The organism is Luteitalea sp., assembly GCA_009377605.1.
GTDB lineage: Bacteria > Acidobacteriota > Vicinamibacteria > Vicinamibacterales > Vicinamibacteraceae > WHTT01.
This window is the reverse complement of sequence record WHTT01000057.1, coordinates 1-21,648: the sequence shown is the minus strand read 5'-3', so window position 1 is coordinate 21,648 and position 21,648 is coordinate 1. Positions and strand designations below refer to the sequence as shown.

The 21,648-nt window shown below is 63.7% G+C and carries 13 protein-coding genes, 1 tRNA gene and 1 pseudogene; 8 read left to right on the top strand and 7 right to left on the bottom strand.

Annotated elements, in window-relative coordinates; genetic code table 11:
- Nucleotides 1-64 precede the first annotated feature (64 nt).
- The 5 genes from GEV06_18310 to GEV06_18290 all read left to right on the top strand — a co-directional run bounded on the left by GEV06_18310 (nucleotide 65) and on the right by GEV06_18290 (nucleotide 7,342).
- On the top strand, nucleotides 65-3,403 hold the full coding sequence (locus GEV06_18310) for a hypothetical protein (protein MPZ19844.1): 3,339 nt from the start codon (nucleotides 65-67) through the stop codon (nucleotides 3,401-3,403).
- A gap of 33 nt (nucleotides 3,404-3,436) precedes the next feature.
- Nucleotides 3,437-3,889 carry a hypothetical protein gene (locus GEV06_18305; GenBank protein ID MPZ19843.1) on the top strand — a complete coding sequence of 151 codons (453 nt, stop codon included), beginning with the start codon at nucleotides 3,437-3,439 and terminating at the stop codon, nucleotides 3,887-3,889.
- Nucleotides 3,751-5,151, top strand: a complete 1,401-nt coding sequence (locus GEV06_18300; GenBank protein ID MPZ19842.1) for a hypothetical protein — start codon at nucleotides 3,751-3,753, stop codon at nucleotides 5,149-5,151. The genes GEV06_18305 and GEV06_18300 overlap by 139 nt, the downstream gene beginning before the upstream one ends.
- Nucleotides 5,152-5,284: 133 nt before the next feature.
- Nucleotides 5,285-6,064: an FCD domain-containing protein gene (locus GEV06_18295; protein ID MPZ19841.1), complete on the top strand. Its 780-nt coding sequence runs from the start codon at nucleotides 5,285-5,287 to the stop codon at nucleotides 6,062-6,064.
- A gap of 12 nt (nucleotides 6,065-6,076) precedes the next feature.
- Nucleotides 6,077-7,342: an MFS transporter gene (locus GEV06_18290; protein ID MPZ19840.1), complete on the top strand. Its 1,266-nt coding sequence runs from the start codon at nucleotides 6,077-6,079 to the stop codon at nucleotides 7,340-7,342.
- A 13-nt stretch (nucleotides 7,343-7,355) separates the two neighbouring features.
- Here the strand turns inward: GEV06_18290 and GEV06_18285 are convergent, their stop codons facing one another.
- The 6 genes from GEV06_18285 to GEV06_18260 all read right to left on the bottom strand — a co-directional run bounded on the left by GEV06_18285 (nucleotide 7,356) and on the right by GEV06_18260 (nucleotide 17,281).
- Nucleotides 7,356-8,447 carry a TIM barrel protein gene (locus GEV06_18285; GenBank protein ID MPZ19839.1) on the bottom strand — a complete coding sequence of 364 codons (1,092 nt, stop codon included), beginning with the start codon at nucleotides 8,445-8,447 and terminating at the stop codon, nucleotides 7,356-7,358.
- A gap of 102 nt (nucleotides 8,448-8,549) precedes the next feature.
- Nucleotides 8,550-12,110, bottom strand: coding sequence for a hypothetical protein (locus GEV06_18280; protein ID MPZ19838.1), 3,561 nt, complete (start codon nucleotides 12,108-12,110; stop codon nucleotides 8,550-8,552).
- 290 nt (nucleotides 12,111-12,400) lie between these two features.
- The gene (locus GEV06_18275) at nucleotides 12,401-13,639 is read right to left on the bottom strand and encodes an MFS transporter (GenBank protein ID MPZ19837.1); all 1,239 of its coding nucleotides are present in this window, start codon (nucleotides 13,637-13,639) and stop codon (nucleotides 12,401-12,403) included.
- Nucleotides 13,640-13,955: 316 nt separating this feature from the next.
- Nucleotides 13,956-14,031: transfer RNA gene (locus tag GEV06_18270), tRNA-Phe, on the bottom strand.
- A 77-nt stretch (nucleotides 14,032-14,108) separates the two neighbouring features.
- Nucleotides 14,109-15,626: a PDZ domain-containing protein gene (locus GEV06_18265; protein ID MPZ19836.1), complete on the bottom strand. Its 1,518-nt coding sequence runs from the start codon at nucleotides 15,624-15,626 to the stop codon at nucleotides 14,109-14,111.
- Complete coding sequence (locus tag GEV06_18260; protein MPZ19835.1) at nucleotides 15,623-17,281, bottom strand: hypothetical protein; 1,659 nt, start codon at nucleotides 17,279-17,281, stop codon at nucleotides 15,623-15,625. Before GEV06_18260 ends, GEV06_18265 begins: the two co-directional genes overlap by 4 nt.
- 1 nt (nucleotide 17,282) lies before the next feature.
- Here GEV06_18260 and GEV06_18255 point away from each other — a divergent pair, with 1 nt between their 5' ends.
- From GEV06_18255 to GEV06_18245, 3 genes and pseudogenes are all read left to right on the top strand, one after another.
- Nucleotides 17,283-18,494 (top strand): hypothetical protein, encoded by a 1,212-nt coding sequence (locus tag GEV06_18255; GenBank protein ID MPZ19834.1) that lies wholly within the window; start codon nucleotides 17,283-17,285, stop codon nucleotides 18,492-18,494.
- Nucleotides 18,495-18,599: 105 nt separating this feature from the next.
- The gene (locus tag GEV06_18250) at nucleotides 18,600-20,381 is read left to right on the top strand and encodes a hypothetical protein (GenBank protein ID MPZ19833.1); all 1,782 of its coding nucleotides are present in this window, start codon (nucleotides 18,600-18,602) and stop codon (nucleotides 20,379-20,381) included.
- 11 nt (nucleotides 20,382-20,392) lie between these two features.
- Nucleotides 20,393-20,500: pseudogene (locus GEV06_18245) on the top strand (PIG-L family deacetylase).
- Nucleotides 20,501-20,505: 5 nt separating this feature from the next.
- On the opposite strand, the gene GEV06_18240 reads toward GEV06_18245, so the two are convergent.
- Nucleotides 20,506-21,195, bottom strand: a complete 690-nt coding sequence (locus tag GEV06_18240; protein ID MPZ19832.1) for a PQQ-binding-like beta-propeller repeat protein — start codon at nucleotides 21,193-21,195, stop codon at nucleotides 20,506-20,508.
- Nucleotides 21,196-21,648: the final 453 nt, after the last annotated feature.

Genomic DNA, 21,648 nt, shown 5'->3' with positions numbered 1-21,648 from the left:
CTCGGTGTTCGCCGCAAGGCCAGCGCCATGGCAGCAGTCCACCCCTGCGGGACCGGCATCGCGGATGTCGGCCCAGGAAGGAACGACCATGCACGCCGGAGCTCGGAAGCGGTGCCACGCCCTTCCGCTACTACTCGTTGTCTGGCTCTGGGCCGGCGGCACCCCACTCGTTGCGCAGCTCCAGTCCGGGCGCATCCTGGGAAGTGTCTCTGATGCCCAGGTGGCTGGCATTCCCGGGGCTACCGTCACCGTGACGAATCTCGCCACGAACCTCTCCAGGACGGTGGTCACCGATTCTCAGGGCAACTACGTCGTCACGCCGCTCGACCCTGGGACCTACCGTGTGAGCGCGGTGCTCGAGGGCTTTCAAAAGACCGTCCGGGACGGCATCGTTTTGACGGTCGGTCAGTCGGCTCGCGTGGATCTGGCGCTCGACCTCGGCACGATATCCACCGAGGTGCAGGTCACCGCTGATGTTCCCTTGCTCAACACCGAGTCCGCCTCGCTGAGCCAGGTCATCTCCAACGAGCAAATCGTGGATTTGCCATTGAATGGCAGGGGCTTCCACGAGCTGGCACGGCTCACCCCAGGGGCGACACTGCTCGCGCCGACCGGCAACGTGCAGACGGTGCGGCCGGAAGCGGTGAACGGCAACGTCATCGGGGGCGTGAGCGGCTGGCAGACGAGGTTCCTCCTCGACGGCGTCGACATCACCGAGGAACACCAAGGCGGTACCTGGATCCAAACGTCGATCGACGCCCTGCAGGAATTCAGCATTCAGCAGAATGCCTACTCAGCCGAGTTTCACGGCGCCGGCGGGACGTTCAACGCCACGACGAAGTCTGGCACGAACGCGTTTCACGGCAGCCTGTTCGAGTTCGTCCGCAACGACGCATTCGATGCGCGGAACTTCTTCGCGCAGACGAAGGAGCCGTTGGAGCGCAACCAATTCGGCGGCACGCTTGGCGGTCCCCTCTGGATTCCAGGCGTCTACAACGGCAGGAACAGAACGTTCTTCTTCGTCAGCTATGAGGGGCAGCGACAGAAGAAAGGCAACGTGGACGTCAGCATCGTCCCCACGGCGGCGCAGCGAATGGGGGACTTCAGTGGCCTTGCGCCGATCTACGATCCGCTGACCACTGTGCCGGGTCCCTCCAGCAGCGGCGCGGTGCGGGGTCAGTTCCCGGGGAACGTCATCCCGCAAGATCGGCTCTCGCCTCAGGCGCAGTACTTCAACCAGTACATCCCCCTGCCGAACTCGCCAGACGGGACGTTCGTGTCCACGCCGACCACCGAGTTCGACGCGAACCAGGTGACGATTCGATTGGATCAGCAGATCACGACCAACAACAAGCTGTTTGCGCGGTTCAGCCGCCACCAGACGGCCGAGGAGACGCCCAGCGCGTTCCCGGCACTCGGGTCCACCCGCCTGGAGGGCCCGGCCTGGAACCTCGCGGTTGCGATGACGTCGAATCTCGGCTCCCGGATGATTCACGAGCTTCGGATCAGCCGCATGTACGGCGAGTATCGGTCCACGGCGTACTTCCAAGGCGAGGGCACGCGACTGCTGCAGCAGGCCGGCGTCACCGGCCTGGAAGGCATTCAGGACCCGAACATTGCCAGCTTGCCGGCCTTCTCGTTCTCAGGCTACGAGGGCTTCTCGGGAAACGCGGGCGACGGGCGGCCGAAATGGCAGGACCGGGGCGAGTACGAGATCACCGACAACCTCACGTGGATCATGGGCAAGCACATTCTCAAGTTCGGCGGGCGCATCTATCGCCGGAACATCCTGTTCACCGACGCGCGGAGCCACAACGGCGTCTTCGACTTCACCGGCGTGATGACGCAGAATCCCTCTTCTGCTTCTGGCACCGGCGACGGGTTCGCCGACTGGATGCTCGGCTATCCGGCCAACTCCACGCGCTCGAATCCAGCCACCTGGTGGGGCGGGTCCGGAACCTATTGGCATGTGTTCGTCCAGGATGACCTGAAGGTCACCAATACGCTGACGCTGAATCTTGGCTTGCGATACGAGTTCACGCCCTGGCTCACCGGGTACCGGAACCAGGCGGCGGCATTCGATCCCAGCCGGGACAGACCGATCATCGTCTCCAGCAAGACCGACCAGATCGATCTCGATGCCCAGCCTCTCGCAGACGTCGGCTCCGCCTTGTTCGGGGACCTGATCCAGACCAGCAGTCAGGCAGGCGTGCCGCTCAACCTCACCGCAACCGACAAGCGGCAGTTTGCGCCCCGCTTTGGGTTTGCGTGGCGGCCGTACGGCGACCGCACGGTCGTTCGTGGCGGCTACGGCGTCTTCTACGAGTCGGAAGGGACGAGCGGGCGCCTGAACTTCCACTTCATTCCGTTCAGTCTGAGCGAGAGCGTCTCAGCCACCCAGAACGTCGTGCCCACACGAACGTTGGAAGACTTCTATCTCGGCGCGCCCTTCGGCGCCTCGGTGGGAACCGTGAACTGGAACCCGCTCCCGTTGAACGCGAGCATGGGCTATGACCAGCGCTGGAACCTTGGGATTCAGCAGGAGCTCGTCGGCGGCACGATGTTGGAGCTGAACTACGTCGGCACCAAGGGCTCGCACCAGCAGCAGGCCGAGCCGATCAACATTCCGGAGGCTGGGCCAGGGAGCGTTCAGGATCGCAGACCGTATCCGCGCTTCGGCAACGTGAGCGTTCACAGTCAGGCCCTGTCGAGCGATTATCACGCTCTGCAAGCCAAGCTCCAGCGGAGAGCGTCTGCGGGCCTCTGGTATCTCGTGTCGTACACGTTCTCGAAGAGCTTGACGAGGCAGCCCGCGCCAGAAGCGGGTGGGAACTTCACCTACGATCGGGGACCGTCGGTCTTCGATGTTCCCCATAGCCTTGCGTTGAGCTTCGGCTACGAGTTGCCGTTCGGAAGGGGTAAGCCGCTGCTCGGGGACGCAGGGGGCCTCGCCCACGCCCTCGTCGGCGGGTGGCAGTTGCAGAGCATCGTCAACTACCGCAGCGGCCTCCCGTTCACACCCACGATATCGCGCGACGTCGCCAATATCGGCGTTGGCGGCCAGCGGCCCAACCGGATTGGTGCGGGCAAAGCTGACAATCCAACGTTGGACGCCTGGTTCGACAAGAGCGCCTTCGCTGTACCCGATGAGTTCACGTTCGGCGATTCCGGCAGGAGGATCCTCAGGGCCGAGCACCAGTGGAACGTGGATGCCTCGCTGTTCAAACAGTTCGCCGTGACTGCCGGCTCGACGCTCGAGCTCCGGGCGGAGGCGTTCAACCTCCTCAACTCACCCTATTTCGCCGCGCCGAACACGCAGGTCGACACAGCGGCTGGCGGGCGGGTGACCAGCACGTCGAACGAGGCGAGACAGATCCAGTTCGCCTTGAAATACATCTTTTAGCGGAAGCTTCTCGCGACGCCAGGAGCGGACACCATGAAGAAGTTGATGTTGCCGATTCTCGTGCTGGTTGCTGCGGTGCCGTGGTTGGTGAGCGCTCAACAGGCCAGTTCCGTTGACGCCTCCGCACCACTCATGTACCTCGACCCGTCACAACCACTTGACAGGCGCGTCGACGACCTGATCGCGCGCATGACCCTGCCGGAAAAGGTCTCGTTGCTGGGCACGACCGCGCCCGCGATCGAGCGGCTGCGAATTCCGGTGATGAACGGCTGGAACCAGAGCCTCCACGGGATCGTGTGGACGCAGCCCACGACGATGTTTCCGGTGCCGATCAGTATGGCGGCGACATGGAATCCGGCATTGGTGCACGAGGTGGCTGCCGCCATTGCCGACGAGGGCAGGGCTATCCACAACTCGTGGGCAGCGATCTCGACAATTCGGCGTATGTCGAAGTCTTGCCGAAAGCGGTCGAGCAGGGACTGCTGACGGAGGAGCATATCGACCAGGCGCTGCGACGCGTGCTGAAGGTGCGGTTTCGGTTGGGTGAGTTCGACCCGCCGGAGATGGTGCCCTACACCAAGCTCACGCCGGACGTCATCGATTCGCCGGCCCACCGGCAGCTCGCGCTGCGCCTGGCACAGGAATCGATTGTGCTGCTCACCAACGAGGACAATGTCCTGCCGCTCGACAGGAGCCGCCTCGAGACCATTGCCGTGATTGGTCCCTTTGCGGATGTCGCTCAGACGGGGCCGAACTACACGGGGGAGTACTCCGTCTTCGTCAAGCCGCTCGACGGCATCAAGAAGAAAGTGGGGGCGAGCACCCAGGTGCTGTATGCACGCGGCAGCGGGATTCTCGAGACCGACGATCCGGAAGCCAGCTATGCCGAAGCAGTCGCCGCTGCGCAGAAGGCGGATGTGGCGATCCTGTTCGTGGGGATCAACGAGTTGCTGGAACGAGAAGGCATCGACCGCAACTACCTGAATGTGCCGCCCGTGCAGCTCGAGCTCGTGCGACGCGTTCTGGAGGTCAATCCGAGAAGCGTGATCGTGCTCCAGAATGGTGGGCCAGTCTCACTCGCCAGCGGCCGCGGAGGCCCCAGCCAGCAACCGCCCGAAGCGCCGGCGGTTCTCGATATGTTCTGGGCGGGCGAGGAAGGCGGCACGGCGATCGCTGACGTCCTGTTCGGCGACTACAACCCGGCCGGCAGGCTGCCCTATACGGTGTACCGGTCGGTGCGGGATATACCGCCGATGATGGAGTACGATATCACCAAGGGCTTCACGTACATGTATTTCGAGGGTGAGCCCGAGTACGTGTTCGGACACGGGCTCAGCTACACGACCTTCGACTACACGAACCTGAACATATCCAATGACGTGCCCGACGGACCGTTGGACGTCCGTGTCGACGTCCAGAACAGCGGACAGCGTGCGGGTGATGAGGTCGTGCAGTTGTACGTCCACGACGTCGAGGCGAGCGTCAAGCGGCCGAGCAGGCAGTTGGTAGCGTTCGAGCGCATCACGCTGAAGCCGGGAGAAACGAAGACGGTCAGCTTCTCGGTGCCCTCCGAACAGCTGGCGTTCTGGGACATGGGCAAGAAAGCCTGGATCGTCGAGCCTGGCGTCTTCGATGTGATGGTGGGCAGCTCCTCGGAGGAGATCCGCCTGAAGGGCCAGTTCGAGGTGACAGCGCCTGGCCACTGGACAGCGGGCGCACGGACAACGAGCGCCTCTCTTCGGCGGTAAGGGCTCGTCTCCGAGAGTCTGTAGCGCGCGGTCTTCCGCCTTCGCATGAAGCTTCGGCGGACCGCCACGGTCAGACCGCGCGGCCAATGACGCTATCAGTGCACGTGCGCGTGTATGAGGATGAACGTCGCCAATGCCACACGGACGGCCAGCATCGGTCTCCAAGGAAGACGTCACGGTACGGGTACTCACGACGTTCAAGCGGCTCATCTCGGAGGGCACGCTTCGCTCTGGCGCCCGGCTGCCGGCGGAGCGCGAGCTGGCGGAGCAATTCCAGGTCAGTCGCTCATCGCTGCGCCAGGCACTGAAGGTGCTGGAGATCATTGGCGTGATTTCGCAGCGCGTGGGCGACGGAACGTATCTCACCAGTGGGGCCAGCTCCGTGCTCGGCGAGCCGCTGGAGTTCCTCATCCTGCTGAACGGGATCTCGTTCCAGGAGCTCATGGAGGCACGCATTATCGTGGAGCCTCAGCTCGCCGCGCGCGCGGCGATTCACGCGACGGCCAAGGATCACGCCGCGTTGCGCCACGAAATGGAGGCGATGAAGGCGAGCGAAGGGCATCACGTCCTGATCACGCAGCACGATCTGGAGTTCCACAAGATCATCTTCGAGGCCGCGGGGAGCCGCGTGTGCAGCATGCTGTTCACGGTCGTCCATCGGTCGCTCCAGAGCCTCATCGAGATGACCTCACACCTGGTATCGGTTGATCACACGTTGCAGTTCCACCAGCGCATCTACGCCGCGATTGCCCAAGGCAATCCGGAGGAAGCCCGCAAGCGCACGGCCGAGCACCTGGCCGACGTCAACATTCTGCTTGCCCGTGTCAACGAACGGCAGCAAAGCCTGCATCTTCAGAACCGGATCTCAGAGCTCGCGATGCAGCCGACCCGGCTGCGAGCGCGGAAGCGCTGAGAAAAGATCGCCATGCGACTACGGTGGCAAATTGCGTTCCTGATCAGCGCGGCTATCGCGATCAGCTATTTGGATCGTCAGACGGTCCCGGTGGCGATTGCGGCGATTCAGCGCGACATCCCGATCTCCAATACCCAGTTCTCGCAGCTGCAGGCGGCATTCTTGATCGCGTATGCGGCGATGTACGCCGGCGGGGGCCGCTTGCTCGATCTGCTGGGCACCCGGCGGGGATTCGCGCTCATCATGGTCTTCTGGTCGTTGGCGTGCGCGGCTCACGGCCTGGCCACCAGTTTCGCCACGCTGGCCACCTTTCGATTCCTGCTCGGCGTGGGCGAAGGCGGCGGATTTCCCGCCGCGACCAAGGCGGTCGCCGAGTGGTTTCCCGCGCGCGAGCGGTCCCTGGCCATGGGGATCATCAACGCCGGCACGGCGGTTGGGGCGGTGATCGCCCCGCCGGCGATCGCGGCCATCATTGCCGGCGCTGGCTGGCGCTGGGTGTTCCTCGCCGTTGGCGTGGTGGGTCTCATCTGGACCGTCTGGTGGCTGCGCGACTATTTTCCGGCTGCCGTGCATGCCCGCTTGAGCACCAGCGAGCGCAGCGAAATCGAGGAAGTGTTCGCGGACGCGAGCGCCACGGCGGCCCCGATCTCCTGGTTTCGTCTGTTCTCGTTCGTCCAGGTGTGGGGACTCGTGCTCGCAAAGTTTCTCAGCGATGCGGCTTGGTACTTCTATCTCTTCTGGTTGCCCAAGTATCTGTACGACGTGCGCGGTTTCGACACGTCACAGGTGGGGACCTACGCGTGGATCCCGTACGCGGCGGCCGGCGTTGGCTGTATCGCCGGCGGCTGGTTCTCCGGCTGGCTGCTGGGCCGCGGCAAGTCGTTGAACGTGTCTCGCAAGGTGGCGTTGGGCGCGAGCGCGGCCGTGATGCCGCTGATCGTCTTCGTGCCGCAGGTGCCGGTGGAATGGGCGATTGTCCTCTTCAGCATCGCCTTCTTCGGCCAGCAATCATGGTCGACCCTGGTCATGATCGTGCCGGCGGACATCTTTCCGCGAAGTGTGGTGGGATCCGTAGCGGGGCTGGTGGGCCTCGGCGGCGCGCTTGGCGGGGTCGTCTTCAACTTGGTGGTTGGGTACCTGCTGGACAACGGATTTGGGTACGCGACGGTCTTTGGGCTGGTCAGCACGTTTCACGTCGCGGCGTTTTTCCTGATCTTGGCGACCATCCGTCGCGTGGAGCCGCTGGTAGTGTCCGAGCCGGAATACGCGCGCACCTAATAGCCGACATCCGTCACATTGGTGCTTCGGCTCCGCTGAGAGCCGCCTGTAGCATGGCCCTGGTATAGGCGACGTTGTAGATCTCACCCGCGAAGCCGCCGCCGCCGGGATATTGATTCTCGATCTTGCCGCGATCCCGGTCCAGGTCGATCGCACGCGGGTGCTCGGGGTAGATAGCGCGCGGATACTTCTGCCGAACGAGCTCTCTCATCACCCCGAACATGTCCACCTGGCCCTCGTCTGGGAACACCTCCGTGTAGTCGACATACGGTGTCCTGACCACGACGTTGCGAAAGTGAACGTGGTTGATGCAGTCCCTTTCACCCAAGTAGCGACAGACGGCCACCGGATCCTCGCCCAGCTCCCGCGTCACGCCGCCGCAGTCGAACGTCATACCGTTGTACGGGCTCTTCACGAGATCCAGGTACTCTTTCCAGTGCTCGAAGGTGGCCATGATCTGTTCGGAGCCGCGGCTGAGGGGCACCGGCGGATCGTTGGGGTGCAGAGCCAAGCGGACGTTGGCCTTTTCCGCTTCCGGCACGATGGCCTTCAGGAACTGTTCGGCACGCTTCAGTTGCTCGGCGCGGGTGTGCGTTCCTACATCCTCGCGTGGCGGCAGGGCCTTCGATTGTTCATAGTCGTACGCGGTGTAGCCGGCACCGCCGCGGCCGAGCTCCTCTTTGTAGCCCTCCGTGAGGCGATGGGCGTAGAAGTTGTACTCGATGACCGGTAAGCCGGCGGCTCCCGCTGCACGAATGGAGGCGATCACAGCCTCGATCTGCTGGTCCGCGCCTGGCTTGCCCCAGATCACGTCGTTGAACCCGGAGATCATCATGTTGCACAGCGTCAGGCCCGCCGCCTTGAAGCGCTCGATCCGGGCGCGGAGCTCCGCCTCTTCCCACGGAGTGTTCCTCGGCCCACCGGTCAGGACGTAGTCGACGCCAATCTGGTTGAACGCGCGCATCCCGGCGTCATCGATCCGTCCCCATGCTCCCAGGCAGATCTTGGGCGTGTCCTTGCCCTCGGACGGCATCCGGGAGAAGGTCGGTTGAGTCGGCTGTGAGCGCGCAGGCGACGTCGATGCCAGGACGGCTGCCGCACCCATGGCTTCGAGCAGCCTGCGACGGGAGAAATCAGAGCTCATAGCGCACGTTCCTTGAGACGACCGGCGCTACGTGCGGAGACAGATAAGTGGACAGCATGGTGATTAGAAGTCGATCTTCAGGCCAAGCTGCATGGTGCGATTGCTGCCGCCGGCGGTGTTGGTGATCACGCCAAACTCACTGTTGGAGAGATCGGTACCAGGATTCGCCCATGTCTTCTGGTTGAAGAGGTTGAAGATCTCGAGCCGCACTGCGGCGCGCGCGCGCGCCAGCATCGGGAACGCCTTGCTGATCGAGAGATTCGTGCGAAACGTCGGAAACGATCGCGTCTCGCCGTTCAGGCGCGGCGCGTTGCCAAACGGCTCAGCGGCTGGATCGGTCCGGCGCTCGAACGCGTCGACGTTGAAGAAGTTGTCAACCGAGGGGTCGAACTCGTCACCGGCGATCGGCGCCCGCCAATCGTTGGAAACGACGTTGGGGCGCGGGGGGCCGCCGTGGAGATGGTTCTGATATGCGGCATCTACAACGCCCATGGGATAGCCGCTCTGGTAGAACGTGAATGCGCTGAGGTTCCAGTCGCCGACGAGATGGCTCATCAGGCCGGAGCTCACGTATCGTCGCTCCCGGCCAAAGGGTAAATCGTAACTGCCGGTGAGCTTGAAGACGTGGGGCAGGTCGAGGACGCCGTAGGATCTTTCCGGTCGGCGGTCGTAGTGGTTTTGTGCCGCTCCCGCGCCGCGTCCGCTGCCCACCACGCCGGCAATCCAGGGATCCGACGAGTCTGCATCCGTGAGGAGCTTCGACCAGGTATAGCTCGCAAGCAGCGTGAGACCGCCCGAGAAGCGCTTGGTGCCCTTCACGATCAGCGCGTTGTACGAGGAGCTGCCACTGTGGTTCATCATGCCGCCCGTGCCGACACCCCGATACTGCGGGAAGGCGCGCAATGACTGCCCCAGCGTCGCAGCGTCGCCGAGGAGCTGCTTGAAGTTCGCAAACGGCGGCTCGAAGCCGAGCGCCACCACCTCTGGATCATCGATGGGCTTGTTCAGCAAGTCGCCGAGATGCGCGTATTGCGGATCGATCTGCATGACGTTCACGCGGTCGGAGGGGAGGTGAGTGCCCCGGCTTCCGGTATACGTCACGTCCAACACGAAATCGTGGGGCAGAGCATGTGAGACCGCCAGGTTCCAACTCGTCGTCATCGGAAGCCGGCCGGCCTCTTCCGCGTCGTACCACGGCACACTGAAACCAGCCCTGAAGCCGGGATCGAGAATCGGCGGCGCCTCCCACGACGGAAATCCCTCATCCCATTGGAACGCAGAGGTGACACCTTCGTTCTGGGAATCCCAGCCTGGCGAGTTGGTGAAGCCGTCATTGGCGCCCGCAAGGCCTGGAGCCTTGTTGGTTCCGTAGAAGATGCCACCAGCGCTGCGGATCACGGTGTCGTCACTGAGCTGATACGCCAGGCCGAGTCGAGGGCCCCAGCCGCCCGCGTTGTCATAGAGGTTGCGGCGCCCCTCGCGCCCTTCACCGTCACCGAGGAATCGCAGCGCCCCCGGATAGCCGCTTGCCGCAGGATTTGGAAGATTCGGGTCGAAGTAGGACATCCGGTCACGCTTCTCGTAGGCGCTCATGTTGATCTCGTAACGGATGCCGACGTTCATCGTGAGCCGCGGCGTAATCTTCCAATCGTCTTGCACGAAGAATGCGTGGTAAGGGAACCGCAACATTTGCGTGTTCGGCACCGTGAAACCGCCACTGTACACCTCACCGAGCATGAAGCTGGCGAACGCGCTGCCCGAGGTGCCGGTATTGTCGCCGGGGATGGCAGTGCTCAAGCGGTCGAACCCGAAGTTGCCGGCCGAAGTGTTACGGTTGTTCGTGTTGAGCAACATCATCTGGTAGCTGTAGCCGAACTTGAAGCTGTGATTGTTCTTCACCCAGGTGACGCTCTCGTTCAGACCGTAGACGGTGTGATACTCGTCCCAGAGCTTGGAGCTGTCCCAGCCGGTGAAGTTGTCGTTTCGAAAGTTCACGGAAGGGAAGCTGGTGTTGTAGCCGGGATTGTTCGGCACAGCGCCGCCGAGGATATCACCCCAGTTCTGACCAAAACGCTCGGCCGTGATGTCGTGCTCCGGGTGTGTGATGCGATGCGCGCCAATTGTCAGGGTATTGACCACGGTGGGGCTGAACACGTGTGTATCGTTCAGGCGGAACACGTAACCGTAGTACTGATCGCCGTTGAAATACTTCCGGCCCGAGAGCGGATAGGCGAGACCGGCCCAATTATTGGGGTTGGCGGGATCCGAGTCGTAAGCGTTCGTGAAGTGCGTGCCGTTCTGGTTGTAGGTCACCGACAGGCGATTCTTGATGCCGAAATTGTGGTCGACCTTCAGCAGAAAGGAGTTCTCGATCCGCTCCTTTGGCTCCGTCCCAGGGGCAACGTAGTTGCGGACGAGCCCTTCGGCGTTCGGCGCCGGATAGTACTCGGCGATGGCGTTCGAGAGCGAGCTCAGCCGGTCCTGCGGGATGGTGTTGCCGGGGAACGGATCGCGAACGAAGCCACCCGCTCCGTCGCTGCGGGTCGTTGCCGGGTCATAGATGGGAATCATGCGGCCTTCGGCATCTGTCCAATTCGAAAAGTCACCGTTGATCATCTCTGGAAGCGGAACGGTGCTCTCGCTCGCGCCGGATGTTTGCGGTTCCCGATACCCCTCATAGGAGAAGAAGAAGTATGTTTTGTTTCTGCCGTTGTACAGCCCTGGAATAAGGACAGGCCCGCCGAGCGTGCCGCCGAAGTCGTGTCGCTCCTGATCCGGCTTCGCGACGCCCAGCTTGTTGTTGAGCCAGCTGTTCGCGTTGAAGACGTCGTTCTGGTAGTAATCGAAGAGGCTGCCGCGCAGCTCGTTGGTGCCAGACTTGGTAGTCACGGTGATCTTGCCGCCGCTGGCACGGCTGTCTTCCGCCTTGAACGTCGCGGTGTCGATGCGGAACTCCTCGGTGCCGTCTATCGAGGGCGTGACGCGATTCATGTAGCCGACGTGATTGCGCCAGCCCATCTCGACCGACAGGCCGTCGACGCTGACGTTCCAGTCGTGCTGCTGCCCGCCTCCAATTTGAAAGTCGTCCCACGCGCCTTGGCCATTGCCGCTCTTGACTTGCGGCATCATCATCATCGCGCTGAAGGCGTTGCGCAGCCCTCCACCAATGCCCCCGACCGCCACCGGCACGTCCTGCACCAGCTTGTTGTCCATCGTCGTCGAGACTTCGCTGGACTCGGTCCTGAGAGGCGGCGGGCCTCCGGTCACCTCGACACGCTCGCTCGCCGCACCGACCTCCAGCGTGGCGTTGATGCGCACGTTGTCGTTGCTGGCGAGATGGATGCCCGTGCGCGACCACGTTTGGAAGCCCGACAGCGAGACGCTGAGCTCGTACGAGCCGACCTGCAGGTTCGGAATCACATAGTTGCCCGTGTCCGACGTCACGGTTTCTGCGCGCATGCCGGTCGCGCTGTTGGCGGCGACAACCGTCGCACCGGGGACGACAGCCCCGGAGCTATCGGTGACCAGGCCGGTGATGGCGCCGAAGGTAGACTGCGCGCCAGCTGGTCGTCCCGCCAGCACGAGAAGAACGAGGCTCGTTATGACCGAAGCGCGAATCGACATGGAAGACCTCCCCTTGTGAGGCCCATGCCCGGCTCGTGGGCGCGCGTGGCCCAGGGCGCGGGCACGATCTCACGATCGACTGCGACATCAGATGGAGCAGCTGCGTCGTGACGGTGAAAAGGCTCCGCGACGGGCCAAGGCGCGCCCACCGCGCAATGGTGTCGATATGTGGTATCTGAAGGCGGGATTATGGTCGCACGACCGCGACCTGTCAACTCTTATCGCTCGTACCGCTGTTCTCGGTGAGACACGGATGAGCTCTTTGGAACGGCGTATTTTTTCTCACCCGCTTACGCGGCGATGTCGGATTGGGATAGCGCGGATTCAGGGCTGGAACGATCGCGACGGACGACCCGCCAGGCGAGCGCCGACGCTCCGAGCGTCAAGAGCATGCCCCCGTACTGGATCGCGTCGAATCCGACACCGCGCTCGAGGAGCAGGCCGATGATGGGCGGGCTGATGGCGGTGCTGATGATCGTGAGACCCGCCGTTACGCTGCGAACCGCAGCCACCTGAGAGGCCCCGTACATCTCGGCCCAGAGCGCTGACATCACGCTGCTGCTCGCGCCGGAGGTCAACCCGACGAGGCAGAGATATGCCAACGCAACCCAATTGGCGGTGCCCGCACTCAGGATCGCCAGGCCAAGGAAAAGCGGTGCGATATGTAGCGGCAACACGCCCCGAGCCGTCCAACGGTCGATGACCGGCCCGACACCGAGCGACGCCAGGGCACGGCAGACGGCGTAACCGGTGAAGGCGGTGGCGAGCCAGGCTGGTGACCAGCCCTTTGCTTGACCGAGCACGGCGTTGTAGAGGAACAGCGCCGTCAGCAGCAGGGGCGTGACCATGACGACTGGCAAGACGAGGCGGAAACGCCGGTCGCTGATGAGATCACGGAACGTGAGCTGCTCGGGCGCGACGCGGGACGCGTGCTCGCCGTTGTCGGCTTCCGAGCGACGTGGCGAGTGGCCGAGGAACATCCCGGCCGGCAACAGGACGACCACGGCGAACACCGCGATGGCGAGCCAGGCTCCGCGCCAGCCCATCAACGACGCGGCAGCAACGAACAGCCCGGGCAGCAAGGCTTCTCCCAGCGGGTAACCGAGGCCGGCAAGACCCAGCGCCTTGCCGCGATTGCGCGTGAAGTCGCGGGCCATGACGGTCTGCGAGATGTGGCCCATCACACCCTGTCCCGCGAGGCGCAGTCCCAGAATGGCGGCAGCGAGGGCGAGTGTATGCTGCGCGAACGCCATGGCCAACGCGGCGGCACACAGTCCCACGACGGCGACTGATGTGTACAAACGGAGCGGCATACGGTCGATGAGCCGGCCAACGACCGGCAGCGACAGGCCGCTCGTCAGGGTCGCCAGCGCATAGACAATGCCGAAGCGGCCTTCCCCCATGGCGAGCTCCGCCAGGATGTAAGGCACGGACAGGGCAATGAAGAACGTTTGACCAAAGCTCGAAGCGAACGCGGTGAAGAGACCAAATGAGAGACGACGGGCATGACCCGTAAGTAACGCGACCATAGGTGCGGCAAAAGCTGGAAATGACTAGGCGAAGACCAGCGCGCCAGTCAACGAGACCGCGGCGGTTTTGGTGGGCGTCTGGGCCCCAATGAGGGCGACACCGCGCGCGGTCAGCCGCGACATCGAACGGATGCCGCGACGGTCACTCGATACGCTCGACCTGACCCAGCGCGTCCAGGCTCGGCGCTCTTCAAAAGTATCGCACGAACGCTGCCGGGATGCACGTAAAAGCTCTGTCACGGATGACTCGCTGGAAGCCAATTGGCTCATTCCCGTGTGGGCAACATGCGAGCGAAACACTAAGGGAGGAGTCAAATGGTGCCGAGGGGCAGAATCGAACTGCCGACACCGTGATTTTCAGTCACGTGCTCTACCAACTGAGCTACCTCGGCACGAGGCAGAAAGAAAAATATAGCACACGGCCCTGCAGGCGACCAAGACGCGATCCCACTAGCGCGCAGCGATCGCGTCACTCCAACTCCAACACGACGTACAGCATTACCTGAGCACGTTGCACCTGCAGCACGCATGCGCCTGCCGCAGGTAGCGCGTCGACTCTCGTACGAAGGTCGGCGAGGTTGCCGACCGGCGTTCCGTTCAGCGCCACGATCACATCCCCTGCTTCGAGACCGCCTTCGCCAGGGGTTCCCGCAAGGAGCCCCGCAACCAGCACTCCGCCAGGGGCGCGCAGCCGTGGAAGCTGCTTGGCGACGGTGGCATCTATCCCGATACCCAGAACGCCCAAGCGTGCAATGAGGTTCTTGGTTGGGTGAACGAGGTCGGCAAACCGGGCGGGGTCGTCTGGACGCTCGGCGATGGCTGCGGTCGCCCGAAGCGTGGCACCCTTCCGCTGGACTTCGAGCGTCACGCGATCGCCGACGCGATGCGAGTACAGGTTCACGTCGAATTGGCGTGCGTTCTCCATCGGACGGCCATCGAGTGAGAGCACGACATCTCCCGGCTGTAGCTGCGCCGCCGCGCCGGGCCCGCCTGGCGCCACGTCCGCGAGAATGACGCCGCCTGTCTGCTCGAGGCCGAGGCCAGCCGCCATGGTGGGCGTGATGGTTTGAGCGAGCACGCCCAGCGTCCCCCGTCGCACGCGGCCCGTCGTCTGCAACTGCTCGAAGACCGTACGAACGATGTTGCTGGGCACTGCGAAGCCGACGCCTTCGTTCCCGCCCGACCGCGAGATGATGTACGTGTTGATGCCCACAACATGCCCTGAGGCGTCAACGAGAGGACCACCGCTGCTGCCGGGATTGATCGGGGCATCCGTCTGCACGTACACCATCGGGTCGTCTGGCGCCCGCTGTCGTCCGAGCGCGCTCACAACGCCCAGCGTGACCGAGTTCTCCAAGCCGAGGGGACTGCCGAACGCCATGACCAGATGTCCAGGGCCGAGCTCGTCCGAGTCCGCGAGTGGCAACGGCGACAAGCCCTTCTCGTCGATCTTCAGCACCGCAAGATCCGTCTCGCGGTCCAACCCGACGAGCGTGGCGTCGCGTATGGCCCCGGTCGGGCGAACAATCGACTGTCCGGCAGCGGCTGGCGGCGGCAGCACGACCCGCACGCGTCGGGCGTTGGCCACGACATGCGCGTTCGTCACGATGTAGCCGTCGGCGTGAAGAACGACGCCCGAGCCACCAGCCCGCTGGGTCGAGACCACGCCGGAAGCGCCCTCGCGCTCCGGCGTGGCGCCGTAGCCAGTGGCGAGGACCTGCACCACGCTGGGCGAGACGGCCGAGACCAGCTTCCCGAAACCTTGGCTGATCTGCGGCAAGCTTCGCGAAGCACCCTGGGACGAAGGGGGCGTCGATTGACTCGTCGGACCAGACGCAGGAGCCTCTTGCGCGGAGGCCGACGATGTAGCCGCCAGCAGGAGCAGGAGGCTTGCCGGCAGAAGTGGAATCTTGAAGGACCGAGTCGTGGAAGAGAACACGTCAAGATTATACGTGGTGATATCGTCACAAGCAGACGAGGTCGTCACGGTACCGCGACGCTGGTCAGCTGTGGCCGCACGACGTTCTCGAGCGGAGGATGCCCGCGCAGGTACGCGATCGTGGCGTCGCGAATAGCGGCTGCCTCGGGGTTGTCGCTCATCACGGCAACACCTTCCTTACCCAGCAGGTGCTCCTGGATGATGTGCGCGGCGCTTGCAACCGTGTAGCGCTGGTTCGCGTCGAGCGGTGCATCACCGATGTGCAACACATCGTCGCGAACCTGTGCCCCAGACAGATGAAGACGGACGACGCCGTCGTTCGCCGCGTCCAACATCTCAGTAATGCGAGCGCCTGGAGCGCGGACCACGACAAGGTGCTGGCGCGTATAACCTCCGAAGAGCTCATAGACATCGCTTACCCGCACGGGTCCTGGCGAGAGGCCGGACGGGTTCAGGCTGTAGAGGGCGCTCAGTCCGATGTCCGCGTTGGTGAAGGCCCGCACGGCGTCGGCTTGCAGCTGGCCGAGCGCGATCTCCTCGTGCTCCACTCCGTCGGCCGGAAGCGGCTCGAGGGCGCTGGTCAACTCCTCGTCGAGGTGTCTCTGGACCCGCTCGACAAACGGGTGATACGCGGCGCTGACGGCCGGGTCGTCCTCCTCGGATGCGGTCAAGGCGATCAGGGGTTGAGTCGGATACTCCCGCCCCAGCGGAGCCGACACGCCGTCGCGGCCCCACCACCGCCCGCCCTGTCCATTGATTGCAATGACCCCGGAGTCTTTGTCATCACGTCTGATCAGCAGGTCGATCCGCCCAAGATGTCCGGCGGCGGATCCAGTCTGGGCGATGAGTGTCTTGCCCACCCACACCTGCTGCTCGAGTCGCGTGTGGGAGTGACCACTCAGGATCACGTCGATACCTGGCACAGACGCTGCCAGCTCCCGATCTGTCTCTACACCGAGGTGCGTAAGCGCGACGACCACGTCCGCTCTTTCGAACTCGCGTAGTCGCGGGACCAGCACGCGTGCGGCCTCGATGGCATCGCGGAAGTCGATCCCTTCGATGGTGCGGGGCCACTGGATCTCCGGCGTGCGATGAGTGGTGAGCCCGAAGATCGCGATCCGAACGCCACCCGCCTCCTGGACGATGAAGGGTTGGAGGCCGCCCCAGGGCTCTCCCGAAGCAGCGTCGACGACGTTCGCCGAGAGAATAGGGAAGGCTGCGGCGGCGATCGCATTCCGAGCAATGCGCTGTCCCCAGTCGAACTCATGGTTCCCGGCAGCGGCCGCGTCGTATCCCGCCGCGTTCATTGCGGCAATAACGGGCCGACCCTCCAACAGCTTCTCCGCCGGGGTGCCATGGATGATGTCGCCACTGTCCAGCAACAAGACGTGCGGCATCTCCTTACGGATCCGCCGCGCCAACGTTGCAATGCCACGCGGCTCGCCGGGATAGATGATGCTGCCGTGAAGGTCATTCGTGTGCAGAAGGGTGAGGACGGTCGCCTCAGGAGGCTTACCGGTGCTGCCCGCGTCGCCTTCACCAGTCGCGGATCCCAGCAGGAGTGTCAGGGTCGTGAGGGCGATAAGTGACTTCGCGCTGAAGAGCCTCATGATGCGCTTGCAGGACCGAACCGCGGGGTTACACCGCACGATTATAACGAGGTGACATCGGCTCGGCCTGGTACAGTAACAATGTAGGGCCATATTGGAGACTTACCGGCTCGACCGACGAACGCTGCTCTTCCTGCTGCTTGCGGGCGTCGCGCAGCAACGCACGAGCTCAGCCACTCAGCATAGTAAGCGCCGCGGTTGGCCGTCTGCAGCGAGCGCGCAGGTCTTCCCGAAAACCGCACGCATCAAGTCCATCCGCATACTTCAGGAATCCGGGGCCAGACCGCGCTTCTCGCCAGATGGAAAGTTGGTGGTCTTCGACCGTTATGAGGGAGATGGCTTCGCTGATGTATTCATCTGCAACCTGCAGGGGGAGATCGTTGCCAGCCTCACCGATGGCCGCGAGGGCATCAACCAACGGCACAACGGGAACGCGCGCTTCGATCCGTCGGGACGATTCGTGGTGTTCACGTCTGAGTCGTCTCGCCACTTCGGTCGCCTGCTGAAGCCTCTCGGCGACCCGGGTGTCGGCCTGTATTCGAACTTCTACGCGACGGGCACGAAAGGGCGTCACTTTTGGCAGCTCACCGATATCCCAATCAAGCGGAGACTGACTGACCGCGTGCCGTCCTTCGCGTCGGTCAACCCCGTGTTCGGGCTCGACGGCCGAACGTTCGTGTGGACCGAGCGCTATGCGGAAGGGGGCCACCACAACTGGGGCAAGTGGCGGCTCAAGGCTGCCGACTTCATCGTCGAGGCCGGGCGTCCGCGCCTGCGGGATGAGCGCGTGCTCTTCACACCGGAGGAAGGAAACTACGTGACCGCGATGGGCTTCGTCGACTCGCGGCGGCTCTTGGTCGCCGGTAATCTGGATGGCCAGCACGAATATGGCATGGACCTGTACGTGCTGGAGGCAGCATCGGGGCGCTTCGTGAACCTGACCAACTCCCCGAGCTCCTGGGATGAGGATGGCGCGGTTGCACGCAATGGGCAGATTATCTACATGTCAAACCGCGATTCGCGGTATCGATTCGATCGCGCCCGTGGTGATTGGTTCGCTCAACCCGTGCAACGCGAGTACTACATGATGGATTCGAGTGGCAAGCGGACAGAGCGGCTCACGCGCTTCAACGACCCTGAGGCAGCGGAATACGTGGGCAAGCGCGTCCTGGTGGCCGCCTCCGATTTCAGCCCGGATGGCCGCTACTTGGCGGGAACGATGGGCGTGGATCAGGGACGCGGTCCCAAGCGGGAGGACGTCCGGCTGCAGGTGATCTTGCTCGAGCTCGCCAAACCGTTCAGCTAAACGGAGCCGCAGTCGACGTCCCGTCGGCTACCGCGTTTGCGGTGTACAGTGGAGCGCGTCTGTCGTGATCAGTTCGTTCAGGCCCACTCCGAAAGGGGGAGCGTTATGGCTCGGTGGCTGTTCCGGTGGGTGCGGTTGTTGTTCGCGGTCGCGGTCGTATCAGTCCTCGTAACGGGTCAGCCGCGCGCCGATAGCCTCGATCTCAGTCCCAATCTGCCGTCACATCAACCCGTCGGGACGAGAATCGTCTGGACGGCCAGCGCAACGGCGCCGGCGACGAGCAAGTACCAGTTCAGCATCGCCCACGAGACGGGCGACTACGTCATCGTCAGAGACTTTCAGGATGTGAACGCTTTCTCCTGGACACCGCTCGACGAAGGTGTGTTCTCAATCAGAGTAGTGGCCCGAGCTGGTCTCACACGGGTCGAGCGGGTGGCACCGTTCACGATCGTCTCACGCACAACGGGCTCGCGAGCCGTTGTGACGACGACGAGCCATCCGCTGGTTGCGCTCTATAACGTGCCGCCCTGCTCGGAGGGCAAGCGAGTGTTCGTGGAGCTCGCCGAGGAGGCCAGCTTCTCCTGGACGCGCACGAGCACCAAGGACTGCGTCGCGGATCGGAGCCTGAGCTTCTACGTTGCCGGGATGCGTCCTCAACAGACATATTGGATGCGGCACGCTGTCACTGAAGGCTTCGTGACGCTCAGGAGCCAGGTCACGCAGTTCACGACCGGCAGTTCGCCGATCACCATGCCAGGCATGGAGGTCCTGGATCCACCTGATCTGGAGACCAGCTCGCGGGAGGCCGTCGTTTTGCATGCCGTCCTCGACGCGGCCAGGCCGACCAGCAATTTCCCAATTGCCACCGATCTCGCAGGGCGCCTGATCTGGTACTACGATCGCCTCGCCGTTCGAGGAACCTTTGCCTACGTGACGCGCCCGGTGCCAGGCGGAAGCATGCTGATGTTAGCAGCGTGCTGCAATGGGCGGGACCATGTGCTCGTGGAGATCGACCTCGCCGGCAACACGATTCGTCAGACACCGATGTCGCGCATCAACGAGCAGCTTCGCGCGCGCGGCGACGAGGCGGTGCGTGCCCTGCATCATGACGCGGTCCGCTTCCCCAACGGTCAGACGCTCGTGCTCGGGATGCTCGAGCGGTCCGGCGTGCTCCCAGACCAGCCGATGCTCGCCGACATGGTGATTGCCCTCGACGCGAATCTGCAAGTAGCGTGGACTTGGAACGCATTCGATCACCTCGACACGAGCCGCGCAGCCGTGTTGAACGAGAACTGCCTCGCCGCATACGGGGCGGCTTGCGCCGCCTCGTCACCGTTCGCGCACGATTGGCTGCACTCCAACTCGCTGGCCTATGCGCCTGCGGACGGGAACCTCATCATCTCGATGCGGCATCAGGACTGGATCGTGAAGGTGGACTACCGCGACGGCATGGGCTCGGGCGACGTCATCTGGCGGCTCGGCCAGGACGGCGATTTCACGGTCGTTTCGCAGGATCCACATCCGTGGTTCAGCCACCAGCACGACGCGAGTTATATCAACCCCACGACGATCGCGGTCTACGACAACGGCAACACCCGGTGCGCCAACGCCGAGGGATCGTGCAATAGCCGTGGGCAGGTCTACGCTCTCGACGAGGCGCGCGGGATTGCCACGCTCCGCGTCAACGCAGACCTGGGCGTCTACTCGGACCGTCTCGGCAGCGCGCAGCAGCTATCGAATGGGAACTTTGCCTTCGGCTCGGGATCGGTGGAGGCCCGCTTCAGCGACCTGACGGAGCTCGGAGCCGGCAGTGGCGCCACCTTCGGTCTTCGCGCAGGGATTGCCGCCTACCGCACGCTTCGGCTCAGGAGTATGTATGAGTATTAAGGGATCAAGGGATCAAGGGATCAAGGGATCGAGGGATCGAGGGATCGAGGGATCAAGGGATCAAGGGATCGAGGGATCGAGGGATCGAGGGATCGAGGGATCAAGGGATCAAGGGATCAAGGGATCAAGGGAGCTGCTCCGGTAGGGAGAACGTAAACAGCGTTTGGCCCGCGGCGATGGTGACCATTTGTCGGCCGTCGACCTCGAAGGTGACGGGCGCCGCGATAATCCGCCCGCCGAGCGACGAGCTCCAGAGCTCGCGGCCCGTGTGGGCGTCGAGCGCGTAGAAGATCGTGTTGTTGCCGGCGAAGACCAGGCCTCCGGCGGTCGAGAGCACCCCACCCATATCGCCCTTGTCGTCCTCTGGCAAGCGGTACTCCCACTTCAGCGCACCATCGAGCGCGTCGAGAGCCCGCACTGCCTTGTACCACGGCAGGTGCGGCACCTGCTGGGTGGCGCCGCCCAGGAACAGCTCGCCCTGGACCCATGGCGCGTCGTCCTGGAAGAACAGGTTCGGGCGCTCGAGCACCGGCACATAGACGAGACGGGTCTCCGGGCTGAACGACGGCGACCACCAGTTGGTGCCGCCCGTGACGCCCGGATACACGAGGGGGCCTTGCTCGCTTGGCCGTGCGTCCGGCCGTACCTGCGGACGCCCAGCTTGATCGAGGCGCACGGCCCAGTTCTGCCTCGCAAACGGCGTCCCGTGCAGATAGTCGCCCGTCTCGCGATCGAGCACGTAGTAGAAGGCGTTTCGATTGGCCCAGAGCAGGAGACGTCGTCTCACGTTTCCCAGGTCGAGATCGGCCAACATCGGAATCTGCGCGGCCCCCCAGTCGTGCTCGTCGTGAGGCGTGAACTGAAAATGCCAGCGTACTTCTCTCCGCGTGTTGGGAGTTGGACCGCCCAGGCGAGCTTCAACTGGGTCACGTTTCCCGCTGTCATCTCCGTCAGCCGGCTGTGTCGCCCGCCGTGATATGCACCGGAGTAGGTCAGCCAGTTGCCTGGCTCCGCGTCGGTGCGGAGGAGGCGGTTGCCGCTCACCGTCGGCGTTGCACGTCGCGACGCCTCGAGCTCGGCACGTCGGGGAGCAGCCTCGGCAGCCGTGAGCGATCGCACGTATGTGACGAGCTGCCAGACCGATTCGTCCGATAGCTGCTGCGGCGGCATCGCTGTTCCAGGCACGCCGCGGCTGATGCTACGGAAAAGACCCCAATCGCTCGAGCCCGGCTTCGCAACCACGCCGGCGAGCGCCGGTCCGGTTCCG